This is a genomic window from Rhodopseudomonas boonkerdii (genome assembly GCF_021184025.1).
GTDB classification, from domain to species: Bacteria; Pseudomonadota; Alphaproteobacteria; order Rhizobiales; family Xanthobacteraceae; genus Tardiphaga; species Tardiphaga boonkerdii.
On record NZ_CP036537.1, the window covers coordinates 290,368 to 304,504 of the forward strand.

The following is a 14,137-nucleotide window of genomic DNA, read 5'->3' on the forward strand; positions in this document are numbered from 1 at the left end:
GTGTGGCATCACAACAAAAAAGGCGCCGCTGCAGAACAGCGGCGCCTTTCAATTTCAGAACCAAAAAAACCTTACGTATTCATCGAATCGAAGAACTCCGAATTACTCTTCGTGTTGCGGAGCTTGTCGAGCAGGAAGTCGATGGCGTCCATGGTGCCCATCGGATTGAGGATGCGGCGCAGAACATACATCTTCTTGAGCACCTGCGGATCGGTGATGAGCTCTTCCTTACGGGTGCCCGAACGCGAAATGTCGATGGCCGGGAAGGTCCGCTTGTCCGAGACCTTGCGGTCAAGGATGAGTTCGGAGTTACCGGTACCCTTGAACTCTTCGAAGATGACCTCGTCCATGCGGCTGCCGGTATCGACCAGCGCGGTGGCGATAATGGTGAGCGAGCCACCTTCTTCCACATTTCGCGCGGCGCCGAAGAAGCGCTTCGGACGCTGCAGCGCATTGGCATCGACACCGCCGGTCAGCACCTTGCCCGAAGACGGAACAACGGTGTTGTAGGCGCGACCGAGGCGGGTGATCGAATCCAGCAGGATCACCACGTCGCGGCCGTGTTCGACCAGGCGCTTAGCCTTCTCGATCACCATTTCAGCAACCTGGACGTGGCGGGTGGCCGGCTCGTCGAAAGTCGAGGACACGACCTCGCCCTTCACAGAGCGCTGCATGTCGGTGACTTCTTCCGGACGTTCGTCGATCAGAAGAACGATCAGATAGCACTCCGGGTGATTGGCCGTGATCGAATGCGCGATGTTCTGCATCAGCACGGTTTTGCCCGTGCGCGGCGGCGCGACGATCAAAGCACGCTGGCCCTTGCCGATCGGGGCAACAATATCGATGACGCGCGGCGACAGATCCTTGCGGGTCGGGTCTTCCAGTTCGAGACGGAAGCGCTCGTTCGGAAACAGCGGCGTCAGGTTGTCGAAATTGACCTTATGCTTTGACTTCTCGGGATCCTCGAAGTTCAGCGTGTTGACCTTGAGCAGCGCGAAATAGCGTTCGCCTTCCTTCGGGCTGCGGATATGGCCTTCGACGGTATCGCCGGTACGCAGGCCAAAACGGCGGATCTGCGAGGGCGAGACGTAAATGTCGTCCGGGCCGGGAAGGTAATTGGCGTCCGATGAACGGAGAAAACCGAAGCCGTCGGGCAAAACCTCAACGACGCCTTCGCCGATGATGTCGGTTTCCTGCAATGCCAGCTGCTTGAGGCAGGCGAACATCAGTTCCTGCTTGCGCATGGTGCTGGCATTTTCGACCCCAAGCTCTTCCGCAAACGAGACGAGCTCGGCTGGCGTCTTGGCCTTGAGGTCTTGAAGTTTCATTTCCCGCATTGGGGGTGGTCCTGTGGAGAATCGGTGGGGAGGTGCAAGCTGCTGGAGAGGTGCGGACGCTCAGAAGAGTCACGAAAGCCCGCAGGTCCCCGGCAACGAAGTCTTGAGCGATAAAGGTGCTGAAGAAGCTTCAAGCCTGATGCAGCGGCCGGCGGATTTCAAAAGCCGGGTCGAACCGCATCGCCTGCGTCGGGTGGGAGAGCCACGAACATATGGGACATCCGACCAACGCGCAAGATCGCCGGAAGTGCCAGGATGTCAGAAAATCTCCTCCTGGGCTCCGACCATGGCGTTCTGTACGGTCCCGGCTTTTTGAAGCAGCGCTTCGTGCCGCCCCGCCCCCGGGACACCGGGCCCTAAAACGGCTTCACCACCACCAGAATGACGATCAAGATCATCAAGACAGTCGGTATCTCATTGATAATTTTATAAAATTTAGCGCTACGTGTGTTACGGTCGAGGGCGAAATCGCGCACCCGGGCGGTCAGGAAGCCATGAACGCCGGACATTAGCAGCACCAGCAACAGTTTGGCGTGAAGCCAACCGGAATTGAACCAGCTACCGGACCACGCGAGGTAGAGACCGAGAAGCCAGGTTGCGATCATCGCCGGGTTGATGATCGCCTTGAGCAACCGGCGCTCCATCACCTTGAAGGTTTCGGACTGTTTTGAGCCGATCTCGGCGTCGCAGTGATAGACGAACAACCGAGGCAGGTAGAGCATCCCCGCCATCCAGGAAATGACGGCGATGATGTGTAAAGCCTTCGCCCATTCATACATTGCTAAGCCTTGCCATCTATCAGAGTGCTCGGTGTCTTGAGGGGAACATGTGCACGGGATTGCCGTTGTTTCGCAAGCGAGGTCCGTGCGGTGATCCCCGCTCTATCGGCATGGGCCCTCTTCCTCAAATCTACTATTAGATTCTTAAGGTTTGAGTCTGATTGGCCGTGGATTTAGCCGGCACAATCCTGTCCCCGCATTGTCCCGTACTTGTGCACATGGCGGTCGGAATTGTTCGCGAGCCTCTTGTCATCGGCAAAGACAAGCAATGCAGGAACTTGTCGTGCGTTCGGTCAGGATTCCGGAGAGACAAATTCACATAACCCCATTATCATGACGGACACCGCCAAACGGTATCCCCGCTGGCAGGCCTGTGAAAAAGAATCCGGGTTATCCCGGTCGTCGCGCCATCGCCGCGAAACGGGGCGAAGAGCTCCACAGGGATTCACAGAACACACAGGGTTATGGTGCATACCACCGGCAGCTTTTTTCATCTTCATCTGGTGTCCGACTCCACCGGCGAGACGCTGATTACCGTCGCCCGGGCGGTCGCCGCGCAATATTCCAATGTGACGCCCGTGGAGCACGTCTACCCCCTGGTTCGCAGCCAGAAGCAGCTTGACCGCGTGCTGACCGAGATCGAGGAAGCGCCCGGAATCGTATTGTTCACGCTGCTGGAAAAGGATCTGGTCGAACGACTGGAAGCGAAGTGCCAGGAAATCAATTCGCCCAGCCTGTCGATCATCGGCCCGGTGATGCAACTGTTCCAGAACTATCTCGGCGCTTCGACCTCCGGCAGGGTCGGAGCCCAGCACGTTTTGAACGCCGAATATTTCAAGCGTATCGATGCGCTGAATTATTCGATGATGCATGATGACGGTCAGCATACCGAAGGGCTGGAAGAGGCCGATGTCGTTCTGGTCGGCGTGTCCCGCACGTCGAAGACCCCGACCTCGATCTACCTGGCGAATCGCGGTGTCCGCACCGCCAATGTGCCGCTGGTGCCCGGTATCCCGATTCCTAGACAGCTCGAGACATTGAAAAATCCGTTGGTGGTCAGCCTGCACGCCACGCCGGAAAGACTGATCCAGATCCGGCAGAACCGATTGTTGTCGATCGGTGGCGATACGGCCAATGACGACTATATCGATCGTCAGGCGGTGACCGATGAGGTCACCTATGCACGCAAGTTGTCTGCCAGATATGGCTGGGCCTTGCTGGAAGTGACGCGGCGCTCCATTGAAGAGACCGCCGCAGCAATCATGAAATTGCTGGCGGACCGCCAGCGGCAACGGATGCAGGAATGACGATCTGGCGCGGCGAGGAGCCGCTGATTCTGGCGTCGCAGAGCGCGGCGCGACGCATGCTGCTCGCAAATGCCGGCATCCCGTTCGATGCAGCTCCGGCGGACATCGACGAGCGCGGCATCCAGCAGCGTTCCAATCTGACGGTACCTGGCGAGATCGCGGCTTTGCTCGCCGAGCAAAAAGCGGCCTTCGTCTCGCTCAGGCATCCGGGCCGTTATGTTGTTGGCGCCGACCAGACGCTGTCGGTCGGTGATCGGCTGTTCAACAAGCCCGCGGGCCGCGATCAAGCCGCGCAGCAATTGCGCGACCTTGTCGGCCGGACTCATGAGTTGCATTCGGCCATCGCGGTGGTTTGCGATGGCGCGACGATTTTCTCCCATGTTTCGGTCGCGCATATGACCATGCGTCAACTCGACGATGGCGCCATCGACGCTTATCTGGATGCTGCCGGCGACAGGGTGACGGCCAGCGTGGGCGCCTATCAGCTGGAAGGTCTCGGTGTGCACCTGTTCGAATTGATCGAGGGCGATCATTTCACGATCCTCGGTCTACCGCTGCTGCCGCTTCTGAAATTTCTACGCGGTGAGCGGATGATCGGGATTTGAACAAGAACAGCGTTCCGGACGCGATGCGGCACGAAGTGACGCTTCGCAGAACCGGGACAAGGAAAAGAGAGTGGGGAAGTGAATGCGCGTGTTGGGGCTGACCGGCTCTATCGGCATGGGGAAATCGACCACGGCTAAACTGTTCGTGGAGGCTGGCGTGCCTGTCTATGATGCCGATGCCACGGTGCATAAGGTCTATGAAAACGAAGCCGTGCCGCTGATCGAGGCGGCGTTCCCCGGGACCACCGCCAACGGCAAGGTGGATCGCACAAAACTGTCGCCGCTGGTCGTTCACGATGCCGAGGCGATGAAGAAGCTCGAAAGCATCGTTCATCCCCTGCTTGCGAAGCATCACAAGAAGTTCCTCGACGATGCGGAGGCCTCCGGGGCGCCGATCGCTGTGGTCGATGTTCCGTTGCTGTTTGAGACCGGCGGGGACAAGCGCGTCGATGGGATCGTGGTCGTCTCCACCGATGCGAAGACGCAACGCGAACGCATTCTCGCCCGCGAAGGCATGACGGAAGAAAAGCTCGACGCCATTCTCGCGCGGCAGCTGCCCGATGCCGAAAAACGCAAGAGGGCGGACTTCGTCGTGGATACCTCGCATGGTATCGAACCCGTGCGCGCCCGGATCGCTGAAATTCTGGCCGAAGCTGCTAAAATGCCACGACGAAGAATCTAAGATTCTTGCCCTGATTTGCCGAGCCGAGAACATCGATGCGTGAAATCGTGATGGATACTGAAACCACCGGCCTCGATCCGCTCCGCGGCGACAGGCTGGTGGAAATCGGCTGCCTCGAAATCTACAATCGGATGCCGACCGGCCAGACCTTTCACGTCTACTGCAATCCTGAGCGCGACATGCCGCAGGAGGCGTTCAATGTTCACGGTCTGTCGGCGGAGTTTCTCTCCACCAAGCCGCTGTTTCATGAAATCGCCGATGACTTCCTCGCCTTTATTGGCGATTCGCCACTGGTGATTCACAACGGTTCGTTCGATCTCGGTTTCATCAATATGGAACTCGACCGCATCAAGCGTCCGCCCGTACCGCGTGATCGTCTGGTCGATACCCTGCTCCTGGCGCGGCGAAAACATCCAGGCGTGTCGAACCGTCTCGACGATCTCTGCGCCCGCTATTCGATCGACAATTCCCGCCGCACCAAGCACGGGGCACTGCTCGACTCTGAACTGCTGGCTGAGGTCTATATCGATCTTGTCGGTGCGCGGCAGTCGTCGCTGATCCTGGCGGATGAAGCCCCGATCATGGTGCGCAGCGGCGTCAGCGATGCGCCGCGCCGTCAGCGCGAGATCGCATTGGCGCCGCGCGTGACGGAAGACGACCGCATCGCCCATCGCGCCTTTGTGGCAACGCTGGGTGACAAGCAGATCTGGTCGGAATTCTGGGGCGAGCCGGACAAGGCGGCTTCGTAACCCGCGGCCGTAGGGCGGATAAGCGAAGTGCAATCCGCCGGCCGAGTCCAAAGTTGAGACACCGCGGCGGATTATGGCTTCGCCTCATCCGCCCTACGGTACAGTTCAGTTAATTCGCCGGGCCGGCTTCGGCCTGCTGGCGTTCCAGGTTCTGGCGATACAGGCCGACGAAATCGACCGGATCGAGCATCAGCGGCGGAAAACCGCCGTCGCGCACGGCGGTAGCAACGATCTCGCGGGCGAACGGGAACAGCAGGCGCGGGCATTCGATCATGATCAGCGGGTGCAGATTTTCCTGCGGTACGTTGACGATGCGGAACACCCCGGCATAAGCCAGTTCGAATGAGAACAGCACCGAGCCGTTGGCATCGGCCTTACCTTCGATGGACAGTGTCACTTCATATTCGCTGTCCGAGAGATTGTTGGCGCCGACATTGATCTGGATGTTGATGTTTGGCTGCTGTTGCTGGGGAGCCAGCGAGGCTGGAGCATTCGGATTCTCGAAGGAGAGGTCCTTGGTATACTGAGCCAGCACGTTGAGCTGGGGCGGAGCCACCTCGGGAGCGTTGCCGTTGCCATTTGCCATGTCGAAAATCTCCTGAAGCGCCGCCGGGCGGCTTTGCCGATTCGCCGCGAAAAGCCGCGCCAAAGCGGCCCTTCCGTGCGGCGAGTGGCTATCATAGGCCCGCGGTATTCGACAAGGACGGCAGCGTCAGATTGCAGTCCGCCAATGGCCGAGAATTGCCTCAATTCGCCCGCCGATCGGTGCTAACCGGCTGATATGCCGCGGCTTCCATACCCGGCGCCCGTCGGCACGGGAGAAACTTGTCGCCCCGTTCGGCGTTACCGTCATCCCAAGCGGGGCCGCTTTGCCGCAGGCCCCCCGGAGCGCATGCCATTGGCTGGACCGGGTTTCATGTCTAGATGAGATTGTGCCGCCGATGATGTATCCTGTGTCGCGGCACCTTACTTCCCGGGTCCCAAGCCCGGTACCGATCAGAAAGCGACAAGACGTGGACATTTACACCATCATCTTCCTGGCACTGGCGGTCTTCATTTTCCTGCGCCTGCGCAGTGTGCTCGGACAGCGTACCGGGGAAGAGCGTCCGCCCTTCGACCGCGCCGCCCGTGAGGCGATGCCGCAGGAAGGCAATGTGGTGTCCATGCCGAGCAGCCCGATCGACCAGAGCCAGCCGGCTCCGGCCGCTGAGATTTCGCCGGCCGAGCGCTGGAAGGGGATCGCCGAGCCGGGCACACCGCTGGCTGCCGGTCTCGACGCCATGGTCGAGCAGGATTCGTCCTTCGACGCGCGCCATTTCGTCACCGGCGCCAAGAGCGCTTACGAGATGATCGTGCTCGCTTTCGCCAATGGCGATCGCCGCGCGCTGAAGGATCTGCTCTCCACGGAAGTGTTCGATAGCTTCGATGCCGCCATCAAGGATCGCGAAACCAAGGAGCTGAAGACCGAAACCCGCTTCGTCTCCATCGACAAGGCGGAGATCGTTGGCGCCGAGGTGCGTGACCGCACTGCGCAGCTGACCATTCGCTTCGTGTCGCAGATGATATCGGTGACCCGCGACAAGACCGGTCATGTGGTGGATGGCAGCGCCGACAGCGTGTCCGATATCACCGACGTCTGGACCTTCGCTCGCGATATCTCCTCGCGCGATCCGAACTGGAAGCTGGTTGGCACCGGCGCCGGTCAGTAAGGACGCGCGCCGCGCGGCGCTTGCTGCGTGTGTCATGGCATGCGCCGTCACTTTGGCGGCGTGTGCCGCCGATGCGCGTGGCCTCAATCACAAATACCGCAGCCGCGGACATTCCGAGGCCTATGTCCCGCGCTATAATCCGGTGCGCGAATTCCCGTTCGAATTTCCCGGCAGCCAATACATGCCGGTGGCGTGGTCGGAGATATCTGGCTGGAGCGAGGACGATCCCTTCGGTGCCTTCACGGCCTTTCGCGCCAGCTGCAGGCCGATTTCAGCACCGCGCCATCCTGTGCCAGAAGCCAAGGCCATCGGTAACTCGCTGCGCGATCCCTGTCAGGCTGCGAAATCGGCGGATGTGACTGACGGCGCCAAGGCGCGCGCCTTCTTCGAACAGAACTTCACGCCCATCCGCATCTCGCGACTTGGCGAGCCCGACGGCTTTGTGACCGGCTATTACGAGCCCATCGTCGACGGCTCGAAGACCAGGACCGACGTTTATACGGTCCCGGTCTATCGTCGGCCGTCGAACCTGTTCGTACGCGGATATAACCAGGCATCGCCGAGTCTGCCCAATGGCGGCGACGTCTTTCGCAAGATCGGCCGCCGCAAGCTGGTGCCTTATTACGATCGTGCGCAGATCGAGGATGGCGCCATCGCCGGCCGCGGGCTGGAAATCGCCTGGCTGAAGAGCCAGACGGATTTGCTGTTCTCGCAAATCCAGGGCTCCGCGCGCGTCCGCATGGAAGACGGCAGCATGATCCGTATCAACTACGATTCTCACAACGGTTATCGCTATACGCCGGTCGGCCGCGTGCTCATCGATCGCGGCATCATTCCGCGCGAGCAGATGTCGATGCAGCGCATCCGGCAATATTTCGAGGAGAATCCGGAAGCCGCGAATGAAGTGCGGCGGCAGAACAAGGCTTTCGTGTTCTTCCGCGAGGTGCAGCTCGCCGACAAGGATGAAGCGGTGGGCGCGCAGGGCGTGCCGCTGACGCCGGGGCGTTCGATTGCCGTCGACAAGGCATTGCATGTCTATGGCACGCCGTTCTTCATCGAGGGCGAACTGCCCATCGATACCGATACATCAAAGACGCCCTTCCGCCGTCTGATGGTGGCGCAGGATACAGGTTCGGCGATTGTCGGGCCCGCACGGGCCGATCTCTATTTCGGTGCTGGTGCCGAGATGGGCCGGGTTGCTGGCCGCATCCGCCATCCCGCGAAATTCGTCATGCTGGTGCCGAGAAGTCTCGATCCCTCGGCGCGCGGCCATAATATGCCCCTGCCCGACGCGAGGCCCGCGGCGAAGATTGCAAAACTGTTTCCGCAGACGCCGGTGAGCGAGCCGGCAAAGGCAGGCGCGGTGGCTCCCGAGAAGTCTGTTGTCACGAAAACGGAACCATCATCCGAGATCAAACTGAGCACGCCTGTTTCAACCGGCATACCACTACCGGCACCAAAGCCTGCCGAACCCGTGGCGCCGGCTATTGCTGCCGCAGCCGCCATTCCGATGCCGGAAGCGCGCCCGGCATCGGCGCCCCCGCTCGCGAAGAATGTCCCGCCAGAGGTGAAACAGGAAGCCAAGCCACGCCGCGCGAAGTATAAGCGTCGTGTCTATCGCCGCGCGCCGGCGCAATCGTCGTCGTCTTTCCGTTTCCCCTGGCAATGAAACGTTCGCGTCCACCGCAGATCGTTGACCCACCCCGCCGCCGTCATCGTCCTCTCAGTGAGGAGGAGCGCGCATTGTGGGATAGCGTCGCGAAACAGGTGAAACCGCTGCGCAAACGGACGCGCCGGGCGTCGCCCGATGCAAGCACTGTCGAGGCCGCGCTGGCGCCGCTGCCGCCGATGTCTCGCAAGGTGGTGGAGGCCCCGCCGGCCAAGCCGGTGAAACAGACCGCTCCGCCGGTGCCACCGCTGATGGCGCTTGGCCGCCGGGAACGTTCGCAGCTCTCACGTGGCCGCAAGGAGATCGACGCGAGACTCGATCTGCACGGCATGACCCAAGAACGCGCCCATCGCGCGCTCGCCACGTTTCTGCAGCGGGCGAGTTATGATGGCCTGTCTTTCGTACTGATCATCACGGGCAAGGGGCGCACCGGGAGCCTTGAATCCGAGCGCGGCATTCTGCGACGGCAGGTGCCGATCTGGCTTAGTTTGCCTGAGTTTCGCGCACTCGTCGTCGGTTTCGAGGAAGCCCATATCGGGCACGGCGGTGCCGGGGCGCTGTATGTGCGGGTGAGGCGGACGCGGTAGGCTTGCCGTAGGGCGGATCAGGCGAAGCCGTAATCCGCCGGCCGAGCTCATGGTTGAAGCTCCGCGGCGGATTACGCTTCGCTCATCCGCCCTACGTCTTACAGCCGCGCGTTACAGAATAAACCGGCTGAGATCCGTGTTCTTCGCCAGATCCCCCACATGCTTCTGCACATAGCCGGCATCGATGCGGATGGTCTCGCCGTGCTTGTCCGGCGCGGTGAACGAAATCTCGTCGAGCACCCGCTCCATCACTGTCTGCAAACGCCGCGCACCGATATTCTCGACGGTCGAGTTGACCGCGACGGCGACGTCGGCCAGCGCATCGATGGCGTCGTCCGAAAATTCCAGCGTCACGCCTTCGGTCTGCATCAGCGCGACATACTGCTTGATCAGCGATGCTTCGGGCTCGGTGAGGATTCGCCGCATGTTGTCGCGCGTCAGTGCATCCAGTTCGACGCGGATCGGCAGGCGGCCCTGCAATTCCGGCAGCAGGTCGCTCGGCTTGGCGATGTGGAATGCGCCGGAGGCGATGAACAGGATGTGCTCGGTCTTGACGGCTCCATGCTTGGTCGAAACCGTGGTGCCTTCGATCAGCGGCAACAGATCGCGCTGCACGCCCTCGCGCGAGACCTCGCCGCCGCTGCGACCGTCGCGCACGCAGATCTTGTCGATCTCGTCGAGAAACACGATGCCGTTGTTCTCGACGACCGAGATGGCTTCCTGCACCACCTGATCGTTATCGAGCAACTTGTCGGCTTCCTCGCTCACCAGCGGCTCATGAGCGTCGGCGACCTTGAGGCGCCGCGTCTTGGTGCCCTTGCCCATCTTGCCAAAGATATCGCCGAGCGAAATCGCGCCCATCTGTGCACCGGGCATGCCGGGAATCTCGAACATCGCCGGGCCCGACGATGACGCAACCTCGATCTCGATCTCCTTGTCGTTGAGCTCGCCATTGCGCAGCTTCCTGCGGAACGAATCCTTGGTGGCTGCGCTCGCGCCTGCGCCGACCAGCGCATCGACCACGCGATCTTCCGCGGCGAGCTGCGCCCGCGCCTGCACATCCTTGCGCTTCTTTTCGCGGGTCTGCGCGATCCCGACCTCAAGGAGATCGCGAATGATCTGCTCGACATCGCGGCCGACATAACCGACCTCGGTAAATTTGGTCGCTTCCACCTTGAGGAACGGCGCACCCGCTAGTTTGGCCAGCCGGCGTGCGATCTCGGTCTTGCCGACGCCGGTGGGGCCGATCATCAGAATGTTCTTCGGCAGCACTTCTTCGCGCAGCAGTCCGGTGAGTTGCAGTCGGCGCCAGCGATTGCGCAGCGCGATCGAGACGGCGCGTTTGGCGTCGCCTTGGCCGACAATGAAGCGGTCGAGCTCGGAGACAATTTCGCGGGGAGAGAAGTCGGTCATTCGCTCAGTGTCTCGATCGTCAGGTTGCGGTTGGTGTAGACGCAGATATCGGCGGCGATATCGAGCGATTTGCGGACGATGCTCTCGGCATCCTGGTCGGTGGTATCGGTCAATGCACGAGCTGCGGCCAGCGCATAATTGCCGCCGGAGCCGATCGCCATCACGCCACCTTCCGGCTCCAGCACGTCGCCGGTGCCGGTGAGAACCAGCGAGACCGATTTGTCGGCCACGATCATCATGGCTTCCAGCCGGCGCAAATAACGGTCGGTGCGCCAGTCCTTGGCGAGTTCGACAGCGGCACGGGTGAGCTGCCCAGGATACTGTTCCAGCTTGGCTTCCAGGCGCTCGAACAGGGTGAAAGCGTCGGCGGTGGCGCCGGCAAAGCCTCCGATCACGTCGCCTTTGCCCAGTTTACGGACCTTTCTGGCATTGGACTTGATCACGGTCTGGCCGATCGAGACCTGGCCGTCGCCGCCGACCACGACTTTTCCGTTCTTGCGGACAGTCAGAATGGTGGTGCCGTGCCAGATCACGGACGATGCGTCACCGGACGCGGAAGAATGGTTGCTCATGGGTATCCTCGTGAGGGTCTGATCTAGGCATGGGCGGGGTCGGATGCAAATGCGGCCGATGGCGGCGGAATTTAAAGGCGCTGTCGCTGTCTCCAGCCATGAATTTCCGCTCACCATAGCCGCCGAATCCCGCGTTCGAGCCGTAGCGTCCCTGTCATCCCCCTGTTAAAAGACCGCGGTTTCAGCCAGCGAAAGGCCCCTTCGATGCGCAAGGCGACGATCAAGCGCGCCACCAAGGAGACCCAGATCGAGGTTTCCGTGAATCTCGATGGCACCGGTGCGTCCAATTCGACCACCGGCATCGGATTCTTCGACCATATGCTTGATCTGCTCGCCCGCCATTCCCGCATCGACATCACCGTCAAAGCCGTCGGCGATCTCCATGTCGATTTCCATCACACCACAGAAGATGTCGGCATTGCTCTCGGCCAGGCGGTGAAACACGCGCTCGGCGACATGGCCGGCATCACCCGCTACGCCTCGCTCTATATGCCCATGGACGAGACCCTGACCCGGGTGGCGCTGGATATTTCCGGCCGCCCCTTCCTGGTGTTCAAGTCCACCTTTCCGACCCACAAGATTGGCGAATTCGACACCGAACTCGTGCGCGAATGGTTTACGGCCTTTGCCGTACAGGCGGGCGTGACTTTGCATGTCGAAACCCTATATGGCGAGAACAGCCATCACATTGCCGAATCCTGTTTCAAGGGTCTGGCACGGGCGTTGCGGACGGCAGTCGCCATCGATCCACGCAATGCCGGCGAAGTGCCGTCCACCAAGGGTCAGCTCGGCGGCTGATCCTCGTTTCGTGATCCCTGCTTTGTCGCGGCGGAGTTTGCATGCCGGTCTATACAGTTCATGCGCCCAAGAGCGCTGGCCTTGCGCCATCAGCGGCGACGGACAAGTTTGTCTTCGTGCGCGACGGCTTCCATTTCTGGGCCTTTGTGGCAGGGCCGTTCTGGTTGCTGTTTCACCGGCTATGGCTAGTACTGATCGGTTATCTTGTGCTGTCGTTCGTCGGCGAGATCGCGCTGTCGAAGCTTGGCGTCGGGGCCGGCCTGCGCGGTATCGTGATGTTCCTGGTCGCGCTGCTGATGGGCTTTGAAGCGTCCAGCCTGCGCCGCTGGTCGTTATCGTCGGGCAAATGGCGACAGCTCGATATGGTCGTTGCCGACAATACCGAAGCCGCCGAACGCCGCTTCTTCGATCATTGGGCCACCAGCCGGCGCGATGAATCCTATTCGACCGATCGTGGCGCGCCGCCGCCGACCCGCCGTGTTCCAGCCCAGCCATTCGCGCGCGGGCCGGAGGATGTGATCGGCCTGTTTCCGCAACCGGGAGTGACGCGGTGACCGTCGCCATTATCGATTACGGCTCCGGCAATCTGCACTCCGCTGCAAAAGCCTTCGAGCGCGCCACCCGAGGCATGGAAGTGCCTCCGAAGATCGTCGTGACCCGCGATCCCGATCAGGTATTTCGCGCCGATCGGATCGTCCTGCCCGGCGTCGGCGCTTTTGCCGATTGCCGCCGTGGTCTCAACGAACTCGACGGTATGGTCGATGCCATGACCGAAGCGGTGCGCGACAAAGCGCGGCCATTCTTCGGCATCTGCGTCGGCATGCAGCTGATGGCGACGCGCGGCAAGGAGCATGTCATCACCGATGGTCTCAACTGGATCGCCGGCGACGTCGAGAAGATCACGCCGCAGGATGAGTCGCTGAAGATCCCGCATATGGGCTGGAATACGCTCGAACTGTTGCGCGAACATCCGGTATTGCAAGGCCTGCCGCTCGGGCCGAAGGGCCGTCATGCCTATTTCGTGCACTCCTATCACCTCAATGCGGTGAACGAGGCCGAAGTGCTTGCGCGCGCCGATTACGGCGGGCCGGTCACCGCCATCGTCGGCCGCGACACCGCCATCGGCACGCAGTTTCATCCCGAAAAGAGCCAGCGATTTGGTTTGGCCCTGATCGCCAACTTTCTGAAGTGGAAGCCGTGATTCTCTTTCCCGCCATCGACCTGAAAAACGGCCAGTGCGTCCGCCTCGAACAAGGCGACATGACGCGCGCCACCGTGTTTAACCTCGATCCTGCCGCGCAGGCAAAATCGTTCGAGGATCAGGGGTTCGAGTATCTCCATGTCGTGGATCTCGACGGCGCCTTTGCCGGCAAGCCGGTAAATGCGCAGGCGGTCGAAGCGATGCTGACGCGCGTAAAATTTCCAGTGCAGCTCGGTGGCGGTATCCGCGATCTCGCGACGGTGGAAGCGTGGCTTTCGAAGGGCATCACCCGCGTCATCATCGGTACGGCGGCGGTGCGCGATCCCGCTCTCGTGAAGGAAGCCGCCAAGAAATTCCCCGGCCGCGTCGCCGTCGGCCTCGATGCGCGCGATGGCAAGGTCGCGGTGGAAGGTTGGGCGGACGTGTCCACCGTCACGGCGCTGGACATCGCACAGCGTTTTGAAGATGCCGGCGTCGCCGCGATTATCTTCACCGACATCGCCCGCGACGGCATGCTGAAGGGCATCAATTGGGACGCGACGATTGCGCTCGCCGATGCCATTTCGATCCCCGTCATCGCCTCCGGCGGCCTCGCCTCGATCGACGATATCAAGGCGATGCTGGGGCCGCGTGCGAAAAAGCTCGAAGGCGCCATTTCCGGCCGTGCGCTTTATGACGGCCGGATCGATCCGGCGGAAGCGCTCAAGCTGATCAAGCAGGCCGTATAGG

General features: G+C 61.1%; 16 protein-coding genes. 11 read left to right on the plus strand and 5 right to left on the minus strand.

Features of this window, described 5'->3' with window-relative positions; genetic code table 11:
• Positions 1–71 precede the first annotated feature (71 nt).
• Both rho and hemJ read right to left on the minus strand, forming a co-directional pair.
• On the minus strand, positions 72–1,337 hold the full coding sequence (gene rho / locus E0H22_RS01320) for a transcription termination factor Rho (RefSeq protein WP_233023980.1): 1,266 nt from the start codon (positions 1,335–1,337) through the stop codon (positions 72–74).
• A 356-nt stretch (positions 1,338–1,693) separates the two neighbouring features.
• On the minus strand, positions 1,694–2,116 hold the full coding sequence (gene hemJ, locus E0H22_RS01325; protein ID WP_233023981.1) for a protoporphyrinogen oxidase HemJ: 423 nt from the start codon (positions 2,114–2,116) through the stop codon (positions 1,694–1,696).
• 467 nt (positions 2,117–2,583) lie between these two features.
• On the opposite strand from hemJ, the gene E0H22_RS01330 reads away from it, so the two are divergent.
• The 4 genes from E0H22_RS01330 to dnaQ all read left to right on the plus strand — a co-directional run bounded on the left by E0H22_RS01330 (position 2,584) and on the right by dnaQ (position 5,459).
• Positions 2,584–3,423: a pyruvate, water dikinase regulatory protein gene (locus E0H22_RS01330; protein WP_233026599.1), complete on the plus strand. Its 840-nt coding sequence runs from the start codon at positions 2,584–2,586 to the stop codon at positions 3,421–3,423.
• Complete coding sequence (locus tag E0H22_RS01335; RefSeq protein ID WP_233023982.1) at positions 3,420–4,028, plus strand: Maf family protein; 609 nt, start codon at positions 3,420–3,422, stop codon at positions 4,026–4,028. Before E0H22_RS01330 ends, E0H22_RS01335 begins: the two co-directional genes overlap by 4 nt.
• A gap of 82 nt (positions 4,029–4,110) precedes the next feature.
• Positions 4,111–4,710 (plus strand): dephospho-CoA kinase, encoded by a 600-nt coding sequence (gene coaE / locus E0H22_RS01340; protein ID WP_233023983.1) that lies wholly within the window; start codon positions 4,111–4,113, stop codon positions 4,708–4,710.
• A 35-nt stretch (positions 4,711–4,745) separates the two neighbouring features.
• Positions 4,746–5,459: a DNA polymerase III subunit epsilon gene (gene dnaQ / locus E0H22_RS01345; protein ID WP_233023984.1), complete on the plus strand. Its 714-nt coding sequence runs from the start codon at positions 4,746–4,748 to the stop codon at positions 5,457–5,459.
• Positions 5,460–5,568: 109 nt separating this feature from the next.
• Here the strand turns inward: dnaQ and secB are convergent, their stop codons facing one another.
• Positions 5,569–6,045: a protein-export chaperone SecB gene (gene secB / locus E0H22_RS01350; protein WP_233023985.1), complete on the minus strand. Its 477-nt coding sequence runs from the start codon at positions 6,043–6,045 to the stop codon at positions 5,569–5,571.
• A gap of 427 nt (positions 6,046–6,472) precedes the next feature.
• Here secB and E0H22_RS01355 point away from each other — a divergent pair, with 427 nt between their 5' ends.
• From E0H22_RS01355 to E0H22_RS01365, 3 genes are read left to right on the plus strand one after another with little or no spacing between them, the layout of a single operon-like run.
• Positions 6,473–7,168, plus strand: coding sequence for a Tim44/TimA family putative adaptor protein (locus tag E0H22_RS01355; protein WP_233023986.1), 696 nt, complete (start codon positions 6,473–6,475; stop codon positions 7,166–7,168).
• Between the two features lie 34 nt (positions 7,169–7,202).
• Complete coding sequence (gene mltA, locus E0H22_RS01360) at positions 7,203–8,837, plus strand: murein transglycosylase A (protein ID WP_233023987.1); 1,635 nt, start codon at positions 7,203–7,205, stop codon at positions 8,835–8,837.
• Positions 8,834–9,424 carry a Smr/MutS family protein gene (locus E0H22_RS01365; protein ID WP_233023988.1) on the plus strand — a complete coding sequence of 197 codons (591 nt, stop codon included), beginning with the start codon at positions 8,834–8,836 and terminating at the stop codon, positions 9,422–9,424. The genes mltA and E0H22_RS01365 overlap by 4 nt, the downstream gene beginning before the upstream one ends.
• Positions 9,425–9,535: 111 nt before the next feature.
• On the opposite strand, the gene hslU is transcribed toward E0H22_RS01365, so the two are convergent.
• Positions 9,536–10,837 carry an ATP-dependent protease ATPase subunit HslU gene (gene hslU / locus E0H22_RS01370; RefSeq protein ID WP_233023989.1) on the minus strand — a complete coding sequence of 434 codons (1,302 nt, stop codon included), beginning with the start codon at positions 10,835–10,837 and terminating at the stop codon, positions 9,536–9,538.
• Positions 10,834–11,409: an ATP-dependent protease subunit HslV gene (gene hslV / locus E0H22_RS01375; RefSeq protein WP_233023990.1), complete on the minus strand. Its 576-nt coding sequence runs from the start codon at positions 11,407–11,409 to the stop codon at positions 10,834–10,836. The genes hslU and hslV overlap by 4 nt, the downstream gene beginning before the upstream one ends.
• A gap of 204 nt (positions 11,410–11,613) precedes the next feature.
• On the opposite strand from hslV, the gene hisB reads away from it, so the two are divergent.
• From hisB to hisA, 4 genes are read left to right on the plus strand one after another with little or no spacing between them, the layout of a single operon-like run.
• A complete protein-coding gene (gene hisB / locus E0H22_RS01380) occupies positions 11,614–12,207 on the plus strand; it encodes an imidazoleglycerol-phosphate dehydratase HisB (RefSeq protein ID WP_233023991.1) in 594 nt (197 codons plus the stop codon).
• A gap of 41 nt (positions 12,208–12,248) precedes the next feature.
• Entirely contained in the window at positions 12,249–12,761 is a 513-nt protein-coding gene (locus E0H22_RS01385; RefSeq protein ID WP_233023992.1) for a DUF2628 domain-containing protein, read from the plus strand.
• The gene (gene hisH, locus E0H22_RS01390) at positions 12,758–13,408 is read left to right on the plus strand and encodes an imidazole glycerol phosphate synthase subunit HisH (RefSeq protein ID WP_233023993.1); all 651 of its coding nucleotides are present in this window, start codon (positions 12,758–12,760) and stop codon (positions 13,406–13,408) included. The genes E0H22_RS01385 and hisH overlap by 4 nt, the downstream gene beginning before the upstream one ends.
• Positions 13,405–14,136 carry a 1-(5-phosphoribosyl)-5-[(5-phosphoribosylamino)methylideneamino]imidazole-4-carboxamide isomerase gene (gene hisA / locus E0H22_RS01395; protein WP_233023994.1) on the plus strand — a complete coding sequence of 244 codons (732 nt, stop codon included), beginning with the start codon at positions 13,405–13,407 and terminating at the stop codon, positions 14,134–14,136. The genes hisH and hisA overlap by 4 nt, the downstream gene beginning before the upstream one ends.
• The last annotated feature ends 1 nt before the right edge of the window (position 14,137 follow it).